Annotated in this window: 9 protein-coding genes and 1 pseudogene; 1 reads left to right on the forward strand and 9 read right to left on the reverse strand. The window is 55.8% G+C overall.

The features are described from left to right. From B2R17_RS26640 to B2R17_RS26680, 9 genes and pseudogenes are all read right to left on the reverse strand, one after another. Positions 1-1,867, reverse strand: a pseudogene (locus B2R17_RS26640) (DUF4175 family protein); the annotation flags it as partial. A gap of 2 nt (positions 1,868-1,869) precedes the next feature. After that, complete coding sequence (locus B2R17_RS26645) at positions 1,870-4,728, reverse strand: hypothetical protein (protein ID WP_286766382.1); 2,859 nt, start codon at positions 4,726-4,728, stop codon at positions 1,870-1,872. Continuing rightward, the gene (locus B2R17_RS26650) at positions 4,725-7,121 is read right to left on the reverse strand and encodes a BatA domain-containing protein (RefSeq protein ID WP_286766383.1); all 2,397 of its coding nucleotides are present in this window, start codon (positions 7,119-7,121) and stop codon (positions 4,725-4,727) included. The genes B2R17_RS26645 and B2R17_RS26650 overlap by 4 nt, the downstream gene beginning before the upstream one ends. Continuing rightward, on the reverse strand, positions 7,118-8,179 hold the full coding sequence (locus B2R17_RS26655; protein WP_286766384.1) for a DUF58 domain-containing protein: 1,062 nt from the start codon (positions 8,177-8,179) through the stop codon (positions 7,118-7,120). Before B2R17_RS26655 ends, B2R17_RS26650 begins: the two co-directional genes overlap by 4 nt. Positions 8,180-8,516: 337 nt before the next feature. Further along, positions 8,517-9,623, reverse strand: a complete 1,107-nt coding sequence (locus B2R17_RS26660) for a MoxR family ATPase (protein ID WP_339886627.1) — start codon at positions 9,621-9,623, stop codon at positions 8,517-8,519. 57 nt (positions 9,624-9,680) lie between these two features. Then, positions 9,681-11,441: an EF-hand domain-containing protein gene (locus B2R17_RS26665; protein WP_286766386.1), complete on the reverse strand. Its 1,761-nt coding sequence runs from the start codon at positions 11,439-11,441 to the stop codon at positions 9,681-9,683. Next, a complete protein-coding gene (locus B2R17_RS26670; RefSeq protein ID WP_286766387.1) occupies positions 11,438-12,781 on the reverse strand; it encodes a DUF1501 domain-containing protein in 1,344 nt (447 codons plus the stop codon). The genes B2R17_RS26665 and B2R17_RS26670 overlap by 4 nt, the downstream gene beginning before the upstream one ends. A gap of 12 nt (positions 12,782-12,793) precedes the next feature. Then, positions 12,794-15,409 (reverse strand): DUF1549 and DUF1553 domain-containing protein, encoded by a 2,616-nt coding sequence (locus B2R17_RS26675; protein WP_286766388.1) that lies wholly within the window; start codon positions 15,407-15,409, stop codon positions 12,794-12,796. 31 nt (positions 15,410-15,440) lie between these two features. Further along, entirely contained in the window at positions 15,441-16,106 is a 666-nt protein-coding gene (locus B2R17_RS26680) for an RNA polymerase sigma factor (RefSeq protein WP_286766389.1), read from the reverse strand. A 379-nt stretch (positions 16,107-16,485) separates the two neighbouring features. On the opposite strand from B2R17_RS26680, the gene B2R17_RS26685 reads away from it, so the two are divergent. Continuing rightward, complete coding sequence (locus tag B2R17_RS26685) at positions 16,486-19,890, forward strand: DUF1583 domain-containing protein (RefSeq protein ID WP_286766390.1); 3,405 nt, start codon at positions 16,486-16,488, stop codon at positions 19,888-19,890. Positions 19,891-19,924 lie beyond the last annotated feature (34 nt).

Raw genomic sequence — 19,924 nt, forward strand, 5'->3', positions numbered from 1 at the left:
TGGTGTCGTTGGATTTGGTGTCGGCTGGTTCCGAGTTGGATTTGTTTGAGCCGGATTTGCTCGAGTCAGCTTGCTTGGATTCAGCCGGCTTCGAGTCGCTGCTTTGCGAATCGCTCTTCTTCGAGTCGTCGGATTGAGAATCGTTGTTTTCGCGGTTGGTGCCAGGACGCTGTTGTTGATTCGACTTCGCCTTGGATTCGCTTTTGCGTGAATCATCTTTCGGCGAGTCACCTTTCGGTGAACCCTTTTCAGCGTTTTGGCCATCGGGTTTGGATGCCATCGCGTCCGCGTGAGGTTTGTTGTCTGTCACGCGGATGGAGTAGCTGATTTCTTGGCCTTCGGTGAGTCCCAATTCTTTGAGGTCCAGCTTGGTTTGTGCGATCAAGTGTTTTTGATTGGCTTGATCACCAAGCGGGATGGGTTGGACGTGCAGCACCTTTGCGTTGCCATCGGCATCCCGCTGCGATTCGTCGTAGATCACCAGTTCGGCTTTTCCGATGCCGTGGTCATCGTGGGCTTCGAATTTGATCTCGATGATCTCGTCTTCCGCCACTGCGGTTTCGTCGTTCGGCGTGATGACTCGGGCAACCGGTGCTTTGTCCTCAATGACATCGATTCGCGAAAACAGACGTCGTTGGTTGGTCAGGTCATGGGGACTGAGCAACGTCGGTCGCAGCAACACGTCATCGATCAAAGACAGTTCCATTCGGTACCATCCGTCTTCCTCGGGGGATAGCTCTCGGAGGTCCATGCCAACGGGCGATCCCCCGGGCAATGTCGCGCCGTCGTCGGACGCGGTTGTCTCGGGTGTTGGGCTTTCCGGATCCGTCAGCGAGATCGTCAACTTTTTCAGTGAATCCAGCGGCTTGATCGCGAGCCGCAGCACGCTGTCCTGCGGGACTTTGACTCGCCGTGGCAATCGGTCGAGCAGGATCGGAGCACGCTTGGTGTAGGCCGGGAATTCAACCCCGAATTCAATCCGGTCGATCTCGGGGAAATCGATCGTTTGAAGATGCAACCATTCTGTCTGCGCGTCGCCGGCACGAACTCGGTAGGACACATCCTCGTCCACTCGCATCTTGTGAGACCACGTGTCCGAGGAAGCTTCGTCAGCGGTGAGGCGATAATCCTCGATTTGACCGTCCGCTTGCATCACACTGATAGTGGCAGACGACGGAACCACACCGCTGGCACGCGTGACCAATTCGATCGAGTCGCCGCGAGGCACAAATGGTTCGCCGGTGAGGCTGGCGAGCTGCGTCGCGGTGATGTTGTGCGTGGGAAACCAAAACCGTTTCAGCAGCACCGATACGCGGCTGGGACTGATTGCAAACACGATTGCGAAAAGCACAATGCCGGACGCCGCCAGCAGCATGCCGGGACGAAGTTTGATTGGCGGGGCGATTCGACGGGGCTGGACCATCCGTTCCATCGCGACAGCTTCACTGGTCACCTGGTTCGCCATCGCTCGTTGCGTCGTGGACATGGTCGAACGATCTTGCGTGGAGAGACTGGCGACGGTCGACCAGCGTTCTTCGAGTTCCGGCACATTGTCATCGACCGCGTTGGCCGCTCGCAGCCATTGCCAAGAACGTCGCAACGGGCCGATCAACCAATAGGCCGCGGTAGCGAACGTTGCAACAACCGTGATGCCGGTCAACGTGATGCGAAGCAGCGGCGACGCAAATGGGAACATCCAATCGATCAACATCGATGGGGTCATCAACAACAGCAACACGCCGATTGAAAAGGCGAACGCCGAGACGATGATCAGCGTCGCATGTCGCAATCGGATTCGACGCAGTTTGCTCTCGATCGCCGAAGGAATCCGGTGTGAGAATGGTCGAGATGTGATGGTGGTAGACATGATCAGGATAGCCCTCTCGCCTTGCGGATAATCCATTCGACTTGCAGACACCCCAGCACCAGCCAGAGATATCGCCATCGTTGCCACAGCGGTTGACGTTGAATGCTGTGCGTCACGACAGGTTGTAAATCAGTGAGTTCCAAGACTTCCTCGACCGCGGTGGGCGGCAGAACTTGCCCGCCGGTCAAGGTTGAAATTTGGTCTGCCAACACGAGGTTGGATCGCGTGTCGACGAGCTCGGTTGGAAGGTCAGCCTGGACGGTGAACGTCGTGATCACTTCCTCGATCGGCGATTGACCGTCATCGGAACCCATCGCGGTCAGCTCATCGATCAAGGAGCCTTCCGGTTTGGCTTGGTAGACGCCCGGTGCCAATTCGCGGACGTCGGCGCGGTAGTGTCCTGGACGTTCAGCGTCCATGACCAACGGGATCGTGCGGACGTCCTCACCAACGGACAATCGAACGCTGAGCGTTTCCGTATCGGTGACGTCGCGAATCACGGCTTGTCCATCGGCATCCAACAATTCGACATCTATGTCAATCGATTGGTCCGTTTCGTAAAGCGTTTTCGCAGTGCGGATCCGAACCGATTGATTCCCAGAGGACAGATCCGAAGCGATTGCCCATCGCATCAATTGCCCCCAAAACCGATAGTGCAGCGTATCACCTCGAAGGAATCTCAAGCGATAGGTGTCGGGACCAGAAAGGTAGATGATTCGTCCACGACCTACGGGTTGCCAACACAGAAAACTGGATTGTTTGAGTGCGGGATCGTTCGCTTCGAGAGTTTCACCTCTGGGGACCACCGCGATCAGGCTTTGAGCCGTTGGCACCGGTGCACGCCATTTCGAAACGCTGTGCAGCGGCGAAAACTGATTCACAAACGCCCACGCGTTGTTGGTCGCCAACTCGGTTTCCGCGATCATCAATGCGGCGTGCGAGCGACCTTGTTCGGTGACCTGGAAGGAGTATTGCTGGCTGGCGTCGTCGGGTTGGTCGATCGGGCGAACCGGGATGGCTTCCTCTAGCGGATGGTCGACGTAGGCCTGAGGCATCGCGTGGTCGCCAGCGATCGTGATCACCGTCCCGCCTCGGGTTCGCATGTATTGCAGCAGGGAAGTTTGCGAGGCAACTGGCAAACGCTCGACGGGGAGGTCGCCCAAAATCACGACGTCGTATCGGTTCCATTCTTCCACTGTGACGGGAAAGCCGCCCGCTTCCTGGCGATGCCCGGTTGCGATCAAGCGAGGTCGAAACAGCAACTCGTCGAGTTCAATTTTCGGGTCGCGACGAAAAAGTTGAGCCAAGTATCGGTATTCCCAACGAGGCATCTCGTCGGCCAACAAGACCTTGATGTCGCTTCGGGTGACATTGATCTCGATCTCGTCAAAATTGTTGTCCGTTGTCATTTCGCCATCGAGTGGCTGAATGGCTATCTGAAATGATGCCGGGCCAATCTCCGAGACGCGTTGTTGGAATTGCACCGAACGTGTTTCGGCATCGGAATCAATCAAGACGTTCCGAAAGTCAACGACCTCACCGGATTGCAACAACTGCACCGAGCATCGCTCGCCTTTGCATTGGTAGATCCCCAGGTGAGCTTCGATGACAACGTCGTCGTTTCGCATCGCAACGGCAGGGGCCGACACGGAGATCAAGTCGATGTCTCGCAGACGCGAATCGTTGCCGATTGGGACGACGTAGACAGGAGTCGAATCCATTTGGGCGGCGACCTCGGTGGGCTCACGTTCATGAGCGTGATTGTGTGCCACGTCGGACAAAACGAACGCCGCGGCGACAGGTTGATCGCGACGCAGTTGGTCAACAAACTGCAACGCGGCACCGACATCGGTTGTCTTGGCCGAGTTTTCTTGGTCGACGAGAGACGCCAGACGTTCGCTGGCGTCCGCCACGTTGCTCATCGCCGTCGCGGCGTCATCAAACGAGACCCAACGAATGTCAGCGACCTCGGAGATCGCATCCAATTTGGATTGTTCCAACCCGGTGAGGAATTTTGCGACGCGGTCACCGCGAGTGCGGTCGGTGAAAGCGGTTGATTGCGACGTTGCGTTCTGTGATTGTTCGGCGATGGCACGCTCAAAGTGGCCAGCCAATTCTTGGAAGACACGACGAGCCGTGACAAGTCGTTCGGCCAAGTCCGGCAGACTTTCACGCCATCCGGCTTGGTTGGGCGTGCGGTTGCGCTGCAGCATTTTAGTGAGTTGTGAAAACGCATCGACCTCCGGGCTGTCGATCATCAGAATCAAACGACGAAGCGACGAGTCGACTTCGCCGTCAACGGAACCTGGCAGCGAGTTGCGAATGGTCTCGAGATGAGTGCGCACCCGAACGATCGACTGGTTCGCCAATTTCAGACGCTCGGCGACGGAGGTTTCGGCACCGTGTTGATCGAGATCCGTGACAGCCCGAGTCAATTGTTGTGTCGCGACACCGATCGCCGCGAGTGACTGATCGGTGAGTTGGAGTGGTTCGGCGTAGGGTTGTTCCGTGTCGTCGTCCGAGCCCGACAACGCCCATCGCCAATCATCGGCCAATCCGGGCGGATCGACCGTTTTCATGCTCGCACTGGAGTCCGTCACGAACACGACGGCTTTTCGAGTCGTGGTCGATTGTTCGACGACGCTGGTCGGAGCGAGCAGCATCCAAAACGCAACTCCGAGAGCCCCCAAACGAAGCACCGAAAACAGTCCGGTGGTCGTCCGGCCCAGGATGTTTCGTTCGCGATAGAGCGTCCAAAGCAAAATGCCCAAACAACCCACGCCCAGCAGCAAGAGCAGCCCGGTGTTGAATGGGTGTTCGTACGAAAGGTATTCGTTGGTGGAGGTTTCGGTGAGGTTCATCGGTTGGTCGCCTCCAACGGTTCCGTCGGCGCGGAGGGCTTTGGTTGATTGGACGTTTGCGTCAGGTCCAATCCGCTCGGTCCAAACGAACTCAGATGCGATGCATCCAACTCCGAGGACTCAGGGATTCCCGCCGACCCAAATCGTTCGCGAGCCATGATGCCTGAGAGAACCAGCTCGCCGGTGATCAGACCGATCAACGCCAGCAGCAAGTACGGCCAAACAGGATCGGTGTGTGCACTTGCGATGGGGGTGCGATCTTCGGTCCATGCGTTGGGCGTTGTCGAATTGGCTATCTGTTGCCATGCAGCACGACTGAGTGAGCTCAGATCGGACTCATCCGATGAACGTTGGACTTGGAAGGGGATGCCGTCTTCGTCCAAACCAATCTGCAATTTGTACGGGCCTGGTCGGCGAGTTTGGCTGGACCGAAATTCAAAGCCCTCGTCGGCGTACTGAGCCGTCAGCTCGATCGATTCATCGCCGGGTGTTTGCAGAAATCCGGTGGGGGTGTTGAGATCACCAGCCAAGTCAGAATTCGTGGTGCCCTTCGAGACTCGCACCACGATCGGTTGGCCGGGAAGCAAGTTGTATTGCGTTGCTCGGGGGTGAGCCAAGTAATCGATCCAGTCGCGAACCATCACGACAAATGACTGCGTCCGAGCCAAGTCGCTCCATTGCAACCGCAGCGGAACCGATTGCACAATCACTCGGCCGTGACCCACAAAGTTTTCGACGGCGAGCGGTGTTCCGTTGTTCAATCGCAAGAGCGTTGCCCGATCATCGTCGTCATCATTGGTGGAACTGAATTGGTAGTAACGCTGGATGGATGCATCGCCTAAATCGAGTTGAGCGTTGTCCGCTAGATGCCGCGTTGCGGGATGATCGCTGCGAAACGGATCGATCCGAAGAGGCTGATCGGTCGAAGGATCTTCTTCTATATCGAGTGGTGGATCCGTGTCGGTGCTGATTCCTGCCGGAGCCGCATCGACGATTTGGTCCAGCCTTCGCGGAGCCAATCCACTGGCGTCGGCGAAGAGTTGATGGTTGAAGAAATCAACGTTGGTGCGCGGCCCCAAACCAATCCAAAGTCCGCCACCGTCGGACACGAATTCGGTCAATCGTGAGACCGCATCGGAAGGCAATTCGGTGAGATTGGGGATGATGACAACCCGCTGCTCGCTGAGATCTGCCGTTGGAAGCTCATCGGGAGTGATCAATGTTGGAACGTAAACCGATGTGTCGTTCAGCGGCTGGCCATCGATCCATCCAAGAGCCGCTTGCACAAAGAACGAGTCTTGCTGCATCTCTGCGTAGTCGGTTGCGGCTTCGACCACGACGACGGGTAACCGGTCGACCACCTCGACAATCAAACTGGCAATGTTGTCGGCCGGCAAATCGTCGTCTCGATCCAAACGGCAACTCAATCGGTAGATTCCGGGATCGTCAAACGTGTGATCCCAATGGGACTCGGCGGACTGCTCGCCTTCGATCGAAGTGATCGTTTGCTGATGAATCGGCACGTCGTTGACGCTCCAGGTCAGCTCGGCACCATTCACCGTCGCAATGTCATAGTTGCGAAGCGTCGCGGTGGCGGTGACAGGTGTTTCCGAACCTACCACGGTTCGATCTAGAGTCACCGAATCGACGGCGACGTTGCCGTTCGTCGTTCGTTGGGATTGATCGTCCAAGCGGACGGTTTCGATCTCCGTTTGAATGGACGCTTTGTTGAGTACGGATTGGAGACGCTGCCAGCCTGCTTCATCCTCGGTTCTCCAATCAGTGGCCTGGCCATCGGTCAGCACCACAATTCGTCTGCTGTTTTGAGTGGGTTGATGTTCGAGTTGGACCGCGGTGAACAAAGCAGCAAGTAGGTCGCTGCTTCCCTCCGTGGCATCGATGCTCTGCAATTTTTCGGTGATCCAATCGCGATTGCGTTGGTCTCCTCGTGCCGTTCCTGAATTCAGCCATGTTGGATACGGCGCGGTTGTCAAAATGCGGATGTCATCGCGGGCCGAAATCTTTTCGAGTTGATCGACCGCATGTTGAGTTGCCGATTCGATCATCGTCCCCGAGCCCGTTTTGCGGGACATCGACATCGAATTGTCGATCACAAAGATCGTCTCGCCCTGGTCGCTTCCGCCGAGATAACCCGTTGGCAGCAGCGGTCGAGCCAGTGCAAGAATCAATGCGGCAATGGCCAAGCAGCGTAGCAACAGCAGCAGCAATTGCTTCAGTTTGCGGGAACTGGTTTTGCGAGCAGACGCCTCCATCAAAAACTGCATCGCACCCCACTGCACCGTCTCGTTGCGGCGGCGATCGAAGAGATGCAGCAGCAACGGTGCGGCGACCAAAGGCAAAGCAAACAGAAACGCGATACTGAGAAAGCTCATCGTCCCGCTGCCCCCCGATTCGTCGCGAGTCCTCGGCGTGCCATTCGGTTTCGCAAGAACCATCCCAGCGTGTCGGCGAGGTCCGTCGCGGTCGTCATTCGCACGTAATCACCGCCCAATCCAACGACCATGTCTTCCAAGTCGGCGAGGAACGTTCGCATGCGTTGCAGGTATTGATCGCGAACCGCGGGAGGATCCAAGTGAAGTCGTTGCGAAGCGACTTCGAGCGATTGAAAGGCGGACCATCGGCGGAAATTGAATGTCAGTTCTTCCGGTGCCAGGATGTGCATCACCACCACGTCGTGCCCTCGTGCACGAGCGATCCGCAGTGCCGTCGCCAAATCGTCGAGGTCGCCAAAGCAGTCTGACAGCAACACCAACAAACCACGACGTCGTTGTCTGGCAACGCAGTGCTGGACTTGATGACTCAAGTTGCCCTCGCCGCTTGCATCAGCGGACTGCAAAGCAGCCATTAGCGTTCGCAGGTGGGCGGCGTGTTGCTTGGCAGGAATGAATTTCGAATTGGTTTCGTGAAGCACCGTCAAACCAACCGAGTCGCGTTGATGCAGCAATAGTCTGGCCAAACAAGCGGCCGCGCGGCGTGCGTAGTCGAGTTTACTGACCGTCGAGAGCCCAAAGTTCATGGAACCGCTTGAATCCACGGCCAACATCGCGTGCAAATTGGTTTCTTCTTCGAACTGACGCACGAAGTAACGATCATTGCGGGCATAGACCTGCCAGTCAATTTGCCGAATCTCGTCTCCTGGTGCGTACTGGCGATGTTGAGCGAACTCGCAACAACCGCCCTTGGTGGTCGAACGATGTTTGCCTGCCAACAATCCATCAACCACCGTTCGTGACAACAGTTCCAGGTGTCCAATTTGGTCCATCACGACTGGATCAACCAAATCATTTGCTCCAGCCGCGGACCTCTTGGTCGGGGCGTGGGCGTCGAGTTTGGATTGACGTCGAAACAGTCCGAGCATGAATCGGTGGCGATCGTTGGTGGGGAAGGATGGATGGGGACGAAACAGGTAGTCAGCAATGATCGGACGCAATCATGTGAGCCGTTTGGGCGTTAGCGGGCTGTTGATTTAATGAGCCGTACCGCGTTATCGGCGGTTGATCAGATGACAACCGGGACTAACACCCATCGGCTAATTGTTGTCATTCGGTATGCGACTAGATCAACAGACTGATAGGCCCGGTTGTACGAAGGGACGGTGGCGTTTTCAAAAACAGTTCAGATGGCGAAAGGCTCCCGCCGACCTGCATGGAGGTCGTTAGGAAGGCGTGAATAACAAATGACGATGTTAGCGGTGCGGCGCAAGCCGCCCGGTGAGGAACCGGAGGGCTCGCGCCCTTCCGCTACGTCGCTTGTTGTTCACCCGTTCCTTAGCTGGTGACGGGGGAGTTGTTCTTCAATGATGGAGTTTGCTGAATGATCTTTTCTAAGACGGAATCGGCGTCGACGCCGGCGGCTTCGGCGTTGAAGGTCAGGATGACTCGGTGCCTCAACACTGGCTTCGCAACGGCGACCAAGTCAGCGACCGTTGCATGGCAACGACGATTGATCAACGCTCTCGCTTTCGCCGCCATCAACAGAGCAATCGTGGCTCGCGGGCCTGCTCCAAACTGAACCATGTTCTTCAATTCAGCGGACATGGTTTCTTCGTCCGGACGCGTGCCTCGAACCAGGTCCAATGCGGCGTTGTAAACATGGTCCGAGACGACGACGCTGCGAACGAGCGACTGCATCTGCGAGATCTGTTCGACGTCCAGGACGGTTTTCGTTTCGAACGAGTAGTCGGTGGTTTGGCGTCGTGCGATTTCACGCTCTTCATCTCGGGAGGGATATCGAACATGGATTTTCAGTAAGAAACGATCCAGTTGGGCTTCCGGCAAAGGGTACGTGCCTTCTGTTTCGACCGGGTTTTGAGTGGCCAAAACAAAGAACGGATCGGGAAGCTTGTAGGTTTTTCCGCAAACCGTCAGTTGGTGTTCCTGCATCGCTTCGAGCAATGCACTTTGCGTCTTCGGTGGCGTGCGGTTGATTTCGTCGGCCAGAATCACATTGCCAAACAACGGTCCTTCGACAAAGCGGAAGATGCGTTTGCCGGTAGTGTGATCTTCTTCCAACACTTCGGTGCCCGTGATGTCGCCGGGCATCAAGTCCGGTGTGAACTGCACGCGACGAAAGCTCAAGTCCGTCAGTGACGCGAGCGTCGACACCATCATCGTTTTGGCCAATCCGGGCATGCCTTGCAGAATGCAGTGACCGCGGCAAAGAATTCCGATCAGCAGTTGTTCAGCCACCTCTTCTTGGCCGACGATCACGCCCGCCAGTTGTTCACGCAACTCGGACAGCTTCTCGTGCATTTGATCGACCACCAATGCAACATCCATTTCCGGTTGTTTCACATGGTTGTTCGTGTGGTTTGAATTGACGGCGTTGATGGTCTCAAGACGACTGGGCATGGTCTTCTCCGATGGATCTTCCAATGGATGTCAGTTTTTGGTGGCCAGTTCAATGGCCAAAAGCATGTTCGCGGGGGGCTGTTATTCGGCGGATTGTTCGAAAGTTTTTGCTTCACCGGCGTCAATCAAATCGTCCCCATCGGCGTCAAGTGAACGGAACTGTTCGTCGGTGCCCGGGAATTCTCGACGCGATAAATCATTGTCGAGGTTGCGGTCCATTCTTTGGAACCATTCCGGTGCCGTCACGATTGGCGAATTCGTTGGTTGACTCGTGTCTCGGACGTTCGCCAACTCACGGTGTGCGGTTGGGCCGAGGCCGATGCAGACACGAATGGGCGGTGTAGCCTCTGAACGGGTGATGGATTGATCGCCATCCCGGTCAAACGCTCGAAGAAGCTGTTCCAGCTCTCGCAATTCGCGAATTGTGAATCGACCGTCGTCGTTCGGGTCCAGGTTCGGCAGCAACGGATAGCCATCCACGATCGCTCCGAGAGATACCTGTCCGGAGTTGGAGTTCGCGAGCTCGGGCGATGGGCTTTCTTGGATTCCACACAATCGAATCGTGACGGTTTCAAACGCGACGTTGATCCCATTGGAACTTTCAGCGGGAACAACATTGGCCGATACACCTTTGCCAATCGCGATGACGTCCACGCGAGCCGACTCCGGCGATGAGGTGGTGAAGTTGACCAGCAACTCGATGTCGGCGGCTTGCGTCGACCAGTCTTTCACTTCCGATTCAGAGATGGATCCGTCTTGGTCTTTGTCCAGTGACCGAACGGTCTCATACAGCAGTGGATCGCTTTCTTGGATGCCAATCAGATCATCGGACAACCAGAGCAGCGGGCCGTTTGAGAGTGGAATGTGTGCTGGGTCTTTGAGATTGTCGGCAGCTTTTGCCAATTCCATCGCGTCAACGACTTCATCGCGATTCGCGTCGCATTTGTTGAATGATTCGACCGATTGCGACAACTCTTGTTGCGACACCGTTCCGTCACGATCTCGATCCAGCACATCAAAGGCGGGGCGTTGATCCGATCGGAAACTTTGGAAATAAGGATGGACCACCAGCAACGGCGGACCGAGCGTCCAATGACTCAGCAACCAGTTCGATTCGACATCCGATAGATCGTCGCCGACCGCTTCTGCGAATCGACGCATCGTTTCGTCTGGAGCGGTGGTCATCCGGTAGGGTTCTATCGTTGCGGGATTGATCGTCGGTGTCGAATCTTCATCGTTTTCTTCATCCGTGCCGCCCGCAGTCTTGTCCTCTTCCTTCTGGTTCTCGGATGCAGGATCGGACTCGGATGCAGGTTCTGTTTCGTCCGCATCTGGCGTGGGTTCGGGCACGGATGCCACAACCGCGTCGACTAGATCTGCCAGTTGTTCCATCAGCGGTGGCTGCTTGACGGTTTGGGCAGACTCCGCATAAGCGGATCGAACTTCATTGAATGGCTTGCCATCGATGTGGACCTTCGCTTTCACACGCAAGGGACGACCGAGTTCCGCGAGCAAGTCGGGATGCGTGATGGCGAATTGGATTTGACCGTCTTCGAACGTTGTCTTCGCTTCGTTTTGCTGCGGAAGTTCGATCCGGTACTGGGGCAGTTTCTCCGCAGGCAAACTGGCCGGCGGAGCGATGGGAGTTCCCATGATCATGTTCGGCTGCGTTGCTTGCGGCGCGGCGCTGCCCAGCATTTTGATCGAGGAGCTTGCCAATGGAGCGGCGTCGAGCGATTCCGGCGCGTCTTCACAGACGGCAATGCGATTCACGCTGGGGACGAACGCGATCAGAACGCCCAATGCGATCAACGCTACGTTTCGAGTTCCGAGACGACTCATGCCAGCACTTCCTCAATGGCGCGTCCTTCGGCGATGGGAATCGGACGTCCGCCCGGCGACATGTTGCTGGGAGCACTGCCCAAACCCAATGCTTTGCAAAGCGTGCTGATCAAGTCTTGGACACCGATCTTGCCATCGACCACTTCGTTGCCGTCTTCGCTTGTCTTGCCATACGCTTGGCCACCGGCGATTCCGCCACCTGCGAGCACGCTGGACCAGGCATTGGGAAAGTGGTCGCGTCCTGCGCTGGGATTGATCGCAGGTGTGCGTCCGAATTCGCCCATCCACAGGATCGTGGTGGATTCGAGCAAGCCTCGGTCTTCCAAGTCCTGCATCAATGTTCCCCAACCATTGTCGAGGATGGTCGAAAGGTTTTGCACGGCGTTGAAGTTGTCCGTGTGCGTGTCCCATCCGACTGATGTGCTGCCTGTTCCGAGCGAAACTTCCACAAACGGAACGCCTCGTTCGATCAAACGCCTGGCCATCAAGCAACCTTGGCCAAATACGTTTTTGCCATAAGCCTCACGCAGTTTTTCAGGTTCGTCGGTCAGGTCAAACGCTTTCGCGTCGTCGCTGTTCATCAGTCGAACGGCACCCTCGTAAACTTCGTTGTGCATCCCGGCGGCGCCGGCTTGTCGAGTGGTCACGAATTGTGATTGCAGTCGGCGCCAGATCTTCAATCGTTTGTCCATCCGTTCGGCATCGATGCCTTGGGCTCGATCCAAGTACTGAACCTTGAGGTTGGGATAGCCGTCTTCTCCGTTTGACATCCCTCCCGGCACATCGGTCGCTCCGACAAACAGCGGTCCAAATCGCGGTCCGAGAAAACCGGGGCCAAACGCGTCTTGATTGAATGCCCGATAGGTTCCGATGCTGACGTTGCTGGGAAGACTCATTGTGTCCTCGGCAAGTTGTTTGCCGATCGCGGAACCGATGCATGGGTACTGAACTGGGCCCATCGGTTTTTGGCCGGTTCGCATCAGGTAGGACCCGCGTCCGTGGTCACCTTCCTTGGTCGACAAACCACGCAGAACGGCAAGTTTATCGGCCATCGAACCGAGCTTGGGCAGGTGCTCGCTGAACCGCAATCCAGGAGCCGATGTTTGTACCTCTTTGAACTCACCCCCATTTTCATGGTTGGGTTTCATGTCAAAGGTGTCGGTCTGAGTCGGCCCACCACTCATCCACAGCAGAATGCAGTGACGACGACGTTTGGGATCATTCGCTGCGGCTTCCGCGAGTCTTGGGAACCAACCGCTGGCGCTGACTCCACCGATCCCTGCGGCCATTGACTGCATGAAGCGGCGTCGTGATGGGTGATTCATGTTTGGAAACGACATGGAAACGCTCCGTCAATGGTTGAGGGTGAATTCGGAACTGTTGATCAAGGCCCACAACAAGTCAGCCATTCCGGTGTGACGTTGCTCTCGGCTGGAATCGGCAGGGATGAACTCCGCCACCAATTCGCGTTCGGATGGATGCGGTGGTCGCGACAGAGTTGCCATGAACAGCACTTCAATTCTTTGTTCATCCGTGAAGAACGGTGCGTCGAGCGACCGGATCAATCCGCTGCTCTGCTCGTGAGTCGCCTGGCCGATCAACGAACCATTCATCAGCATCAACGCTTGCGGGATTCCTGCGAGATACTCTGAACGGCTGGTCGCCGGTGCGGCGAATTGCTGAAGGAAGGTGTCACGTTGGCTGTTGCCAAATCGGGCGAGCGTGTAGTCCGACGCCGTGTCTCGTTGGTCCAGCAACGTTGCGACCGCGATGCAGTCATAAACTTGCTCAGGCGTCAGCGTTTTGACATTCATCTGAGCAAACGTTGTCAGTCGCTCTTCAATGGCATCCGGTGAATCATCGTCGCGATTGGAACTGCTGGACAACTGATAGGCACGAGTGAGAGCGATGGTCCGGACCAGTTGCTTCAAATCAAAATCACTGTCGATGAATTGGCTGGCGAGCGTGTCGATCAAGTCCGCAGAGACAGGCAAGTTATTCTCGCCGAAATCATCAACGGGATCCACGATTCCTCGGCCAAACATGTGACTCCACACTCGGTTGACGGTGGCTCGAGCAAAGTACGGGTTGTTCGGTCCCGTCAACCAATTTGCCAATCGTTGCCGACGTGGAACTTGCGGCTGTGAATCTTCCTGGTCTTCCCAGTCTTGGCCCAAGAATCGCGGCGAGATAACCTCTTCGGATTCAGGCAGCATGACTTCACCGCGATCGACATCACGAACTTGCATGACCGTCGAAACATTCTCGAGCATCGCCTTGGGACGTGAGATCTGGGCGAAGAACGCTGCGTAGCTCCAGAAGTCTTCCTGGGACCATGGTTCAAATGGATGGTCGTGGCACTGAGCACATTCCAACCGCATGCCTAGAAAAACACGTGAAGTGCGAGCGGCCAATTGGTCGGCGTCCAGCTTCAATGCACTGTAGAAGAGCAATGGCCCTGACTGAGCCAAGCGACCTTCGGCCAAGAGCAATCGGCGTACGATCTTGTCGTAAGGTTCGTCATTGGCAAACTGTTCTGCGAGCCACTTCTCAAACGCTTCACGACCTCCGAAGGCGTCCAAGTCGACTCCTTCTGGGATCAAGAAGGATCGCCAAACCGCTGCCATCTGCGAGGTGTAATCGGGTGAGTCGAGCAGGTGATCGACCAGCTCTCGATAGCGATCTTTGGAATCGTTTTCGAGAAAGCGTCGGACTTCCGTGACCGTTGGTGTGCGTCCGGCCAAATCCAAGTAAACGCGGCGAAGCAATTGAAGGTCCGTCGCTCGGTCGACCGGACGGATTTTTTGTTCGGCCCACAGTTCATCCAGAATCAAATCCGCACGGGCGATGACTTGGTTATCATTTCGCTTGATCACGGAGACGGGCTGCCATTTGTTGGCAGGACCAACCGGCAACGACACGATCGAATCACGAGCAGCATCGGCTGGTTGAGCTTCATCGCCCGTTGGGCTGGCGTCCGTTTTGACGTTGCCGGAAGAGGTATCCCATGTCTTTGGCAGCTTCGTTTTGGTCGAACCTGCACGGATACTTGCCGCAATCCGATCGGGTGATCGAGCTTCGGCAACCCCATCCAGATCCGCGGACGCAAGTTGCAATCTGGATCGAAGATCGGTTGCCGATTCTTCGAGGTAGGTCAGCGAAGATGTATTTGAGCGATCTTGTGGAGGGTCGCTCACGTTGATGGCAAGCGGCAGTTTGGATTCCGGATCCAATTCCAGTGACAATTCATAACGCTGGTCGTCTTGGGTCGCGAATTCCACTTGCAAATCAACGATCTCGCGTCCACGGTCAGGTCGTTGTTCCCACTCTTGGTGGACAATTCGAACGCCGCGAAACTGCTGGATCGATTCGGTTGTCAGGGGGCGGTCCAAGAGCACCATTGCCAGCAACTCTTCCTTGGTCGGCGATGCGTTGTCGGGAAACACCAATTTGGAACCCTGGGTTTCCGAGTCATGAGAGCGGACCAGCACCGTCCGTCGGCGAACGTCGACCCAACGAGTTTCTTGCGGCGTTTGCTGACACGCGATTTGAGTTGAAAGATCGAGCCAGCGGTTTCCGTCCGCGTCAGCGATCTGGATCAATCCATGCTGCTGCATGGCTTCCATCACCGTGGCCCAAGCGTAAGTGTTGGTGCCGGCGGTCAAGAACAGGATCAGCATCACGGATGCGGCGACGCTGCCGGCCAACCACCAAGATGTCTTGATGACGCGTTTGGCACTGGCGAGTGTGACCGTTCCCGTGGAATGAGAACGGGTCAATTGCGGCGAATGTCCCCATTGCTCGGTGATCTCGGCATCCAATCGCTTGACCAAAGAACGAGGCACCGGAGGCGCATCGAACGCGTCAGACAGAAGCATTGCCACCGACGATTCATCGTCTTCGTTGCGCTGCAACTCGGACGGATCGTTGTCGATCGACGACGGATGTTGTGGACGTTCGGATGTCATGGAAGCGAACCTGTGCAACCTGGCTTCGTCTTTACAGGAAGAACCAAGCCGAAACCTGTTTGGGAGGTGTCGGCGATGTCAGGGATGGAGAATCGTCTGATTGAGTCGGGCGTGGAGTCTCTTTGTCTGGCCCCGAACACTTGGTTTGAGACGGGGCAATTTGCTCGGTTTTCAATTGATCACGCAGAGCTTGGCGGGCTCGGAACAATGTCCCTTGCACACTTTTTTCGGTCGTGTCCAAACGCTCGGCGATGACCCTGACGCTGACTTGGTCCACGTATTTCCACTCCAGCGTTTGCCGGTAATGTTCCGGCAAAGTGTCGATCGCTTCACGAACGCTTTCGCGTTGCATCTTTTGATCGTGCTGAGTGGCTGGATCGTTTTCGTCGGTCAGCTCACCTTGATGCTGAGCGTCTTCCATCAAATGCCGAACGCGGGCTGCGGCTCGGAAATGATCTTGAATGCGTCGGTGGGCAACGGTTCTCAGCCATCCGCCTGGGTTTTCGATGTCGGTGTCCGCCGCCGCTGACATAAGTGCCAGCACTGCCTCCGCGACGATGTCTTCCGCCAAGTGGGCGTCACGATCCACGCGGCAATAAACAAATCGCCAGATCGATGGCACATAGCAATCGTTCAGATACTGTGCAGCACTTGGCTCACGATTTCGCAGTCCTTCGATAAGTTCAGCATTATTCAAAATCGGTCTCGCCAATCGGCAGGATCACGGACCCGCGGTCCACCAGCATTCAGAGGTAAGTCGAACCTGGTCGAGAATTCACGCGCAGAAACAATCAGAAAATTTGAAAACTGCTTCCATGGAGCGTTCATCATAGCGGAGGCGAATGAGCCGAATCATTTGCAATGCCCAATCACGATGGAGGAAACCGGCCTTCAACCAGTCGAAAACGCCCTCGGCTCTTCCGTTCCGCTATAAATCGAGTGAATGGATTGGTCGCCGCTGATTCGCGATGAATTGAGAAAGCGGCATTTTAAGAATTTCCGCGCGTGATCCGTGTGCTTGCGGCGACATTCTGTAAGTGGAGGACTATCGATGAAGCCGGGCCGCGCGAGATCCAATGCGATTTGAAACACATTCCGCTGATTCGAAAAGTTTGCCTCAGATCGCTTGTCGTCTGTTCGCGTGCGTCGCTGCTTTATTGCTGGGCGTCAACGTTTGTTTCGCTGACTCACCATTGGCCGATGAATTTGTGGCAGATGATGCGGTGTCGCTGAACCTTTTGTTCAGTGAAGAAACGCTTCAAACGAACGCGGTCCAATTCCTGGCCAAACTTGAAGATTTGGATCCGGCGCAGCGGTACGAAGAACTTTCGAAATGGGTTTTGTCGGGCAATGGTCATGGGCTCCGAATAGAAGGTTCGATTGCTCGGCCAGCGGGAACGACTTCAGACGTTGCGGCAAAGGATTGGATTCCCTTGTCTGAGTATCCCGAAAGCCAATGGATCCGTTGCCCCGCTCGCGAATTGATCCATTTGTCGGTGGAGTTGGGCTTGCAGTCGGAGTTGAAGAAGCAAGTTTCGGAGTGGAAACCAAGCGGTGACGACCAGCTTCAGGCGAAAGAAGTCATGGTGACGTTGCTGGCGATCGCTGAGTCGGACCGTAACAATGTGCGGCAGCATTTGATCGAGCGATTCGCGAAAAACCGACATTGGCAAGATCCAAACGCTGCCGATTTGTGGTGGGCCGATTTGATCATTCTTTGGGCGACTGCTGAGAATCCTGCGACGACCGATTTGGTGATCGAAGACCTCTTTGGTGCGTTCTCCGGGCTTCGGGACTACATTCCCGATGCCGACTTGGACGTGACGGCGGACTACCTGTGTTTGTTGTTGGGATACTGTTCGGCACGGTCACATGAGTCGATTGGGAGTGTTCCCGATTCGTTTGATGTGTTCAGCCGAGTGGACGCCTCATCGCATGGACGCGGAAATGTTCTGCCTCGATTTGCAATGCACGATCAAGGCGTGGAGAAAGTCTCTGGACACGAACTGGACTACCTCGTCTATCGCGATCCCTTGCTGGGTGATTTCGAAGCGGTCGCTGAGGTCTCCACTTACCAAGGCGCTTTCAGTGAGCTGTTGTTTGGTGGGATTGCGGTGAGTCCATCCAGTTCGCGACCCGTTTCATCGGTCGGCAGCTTTGCCAAGGGGAACTGGGAGGTGCCAGTTGAAAAAACGATGGAACCTTTGGGCGGGGAAAGCCTGTTGCGGGCGAGTAGCTCCGACGGACAAGTCGAACATTTTTTCAATGGCCGCCGGACTCTCACCGATTCAACGCGGAGCGGATCGGCGCCTTGGGTGGGCATTCGCGGTTGGCGTCGTTCGAAGGGACACATTTCCGATCTGCGAATCACGGGCCGACCAGGAACGCCTCCAACGATCGACTTGCTGAGCGACGAATCGCTGAGAGGTTGGGCCAGCTACTACGACGCGGAATCGAACAACGGTCTGGGGAATTGGAACCTCCAAGAAGATGGCGGTGTGCCCATGTTGGTCAGCGGCCGGACCAGTGATCTGTATGGTTCCCATGAAGAGGAATGGTTGTACTACGTCCGGCCCATCGTTTGGGATGCACGCATTGAGTATGAGTTCCTGCAAGACGGAATAGCGGGTACCGTCTTCCCATGCGTCGGCAGGAAGGCGTTTTTGATCGATTCTAGCGGTGTGTCGTTGCATCAAATCACCGATGGGATGCATCAACAAACGCTGCTTCGTCCCGATAACAGTATGGTGTTAGAAAGCAGTGCCAAGCCCAATTTGATGGACGGTTGGAATCGGGTTGCGTTGCACTTCAAGGGCAACCGCGTCGTCTTGTTGCTCAATGGGAAAGTAATCGCGGAGCAGCAAGTCGGCGACAACGAGTCTCGGACGTTCGGCTTCTTCCATTATCGCGATCAAACTCGCGCGGTGGTTCGTCATCTGCGTCTGAGCGGAGATTGGCACGACCCATTGCCGAAAGTATCAGAACAGAAACTCGCGTCCAACTTGGTCAAAGAATTGGAAGCGGTCGCCGAATCGCTGCCCCAGCACTTCGAACATGATTTTGGGAAAGGCATCCCAGACGATGTGTTTGAAGTTGATGGGCGAGAGGATCGATTGCTGCAATTGCCCGATGGCATTCACATGGTGCGAGCCATGCCGTCCGACAAAGCCGCGATCCGGTTGAGCGGTACCATCGATGGCGATTTCGAAATCACCTATGGATTCAAAGACTTGCAGATCGGCGATGAGGAACCGACGTGGCATTGCGGACTTGGGATGACTGTCCAGCTGGACAACGGAAATCGCGATTGTTTGGACGTTTGCATTCGTCGAGACCGATTGAACGGTCTTCCCGACATTGCATTTGTGCACAACAAGAAAAACCAGGGTGGCGGCTACAAGTGGGTTCGCGGTTGGACTCGACGAGAGCTTTCGACATCCGGGCGTTTGCGGTTGGTTCGGCGAGGCGGCACGATTCATGGCCTCTTCGCCCAAGGTGACTCGTCACAGTTTCACTTGGTTGGTTCGACAGAGATTCCATTGGGGCCGATTCCACCGCTTGGTTTTTACAACTACAGCGTGGGCGGCAAAGGCATGAGCGTTCGCGGCACCTGGACCGACCTCACCATTCGAGCGGAGACGATTGATCTGCAATTCGCGGATGCCGCTGGAACGCTCGAAGAACTCAATCGGGCTCGGCGTGACATGGGTGCTTTGGATGTCGATCTGACCAAGCAGGGGCTGCTGAACGGCGATTGGATCGTCGTCGATGGTCCGGGCGACAGCATCACCGAGACCAGCGATGGGCTTTTATTCACGGCGCTTGGCGGGATCGATACGGCCGAAAGAATTGCGATCCTCAAGACGTTTCCGCAAACGTTGCAGGCCGATTTTCAGTCTGAATTCTCAATCATGAAAGCGGTGGGCAATCGTGAACGCGGCATGACGACGGAGGCCGTGATTGGATTGCACCTGTCCGACATCGGAACCGAAGAAGTTGGTCCCACCGAAACGATCGTCACGGAAGCGACTTTGATCGTTCGTTACAAACCCGATGGAAGAATTGAATTGCGACCGCGATTGGTGGCACGCAATCGAGATGGGAAAACAGTTTATCAGCCACTACGAGAACTAACCATCGACATGCCTGGTCAGTTGCGGATCGCACTGAAAGATCAGACGTTGTACTACCTGTACCGAGCTGACGGTTCAGAAGAAGAAAAACTGGTTGCGACTCACCAGCTGAAACGCGAGACAGTCGCCACCAGGGCGGAGACTTGGTTCATCGGCGGATTGAACAACGGTGAGATGCGAGCTGTGCTAGAAAAGATGTCGATCCACACCGGTCCTGCCACACCGGCAATGACTCCGACTGTCAATCCTATGACGCAGATTCCGGTGCAGGATGTGACAGCGGAAAATCCGGCTCAGGACGGTGTCCCTTCGCGGATTTATAACTCCATTCGCAACTTGTTTCGCTAAGGCAGGCACATGAACGATCCAACGAATCAATGTG

The organism is Rhodopirellula sp. UBA1907 (genome assembly GCF_002337565.1).
Taxonomy (GTDB): Bacteria; Planctomycetota; Planctomycetia; order Pirellulales; family Pirellulaceae; genus Rhodopirellula; species Rhodopirellula europaea.

What these genes read in the sequence shown, in the direction of transcription:
- B2R17_RS26670 (WP_286766387.1), bottom strand. Translation starts at nt 12,781, where the DNA reads ATGTCGTTTCCAAACATGAATCACCCATCACGACGCCGCTTCATGCAG.
- B2R17_RS26665 (WP_286766386.1), bottom strand. Translation starts at nt 11,441, where the DNA reads ATGAGTCGTCTCGGAACTCGAAACGTAGCGTTGATCGCATTGGGCGTT.
- B2R17_RS26650 (WP_286766383.1), bottom strand. Translation starts at nt 7,121, where the DNA reads ATGAGCTTTCTCAGTATCGCGTTTCTGTTTGCTTTGCCTTTGGTCGCC.
- B2R17_RS26675 (WP_286766388.1), bottom strand. Translation starts at nt 15,409, where the DNA reads ATGACATCCGAACGTCCACAACATCCGTCGTCGATCGACAACGATCCG.
- B2R17_RS26685 (WP_286766390.1), top strand. Translation starts at nt 16,486, where the DNA reads ATGCGATTTGAAACACATTCCGCTGATTCGAAAAGTTTGCCTCAGATC.
- B2R17_RS26645 (WP_286766382.1), bottom strand. Translation starts at nt 4,728, where the DNA reads ATGAACCTCACCGAAACCTCCACCAACGAATACCTTTCGTACGAACAC.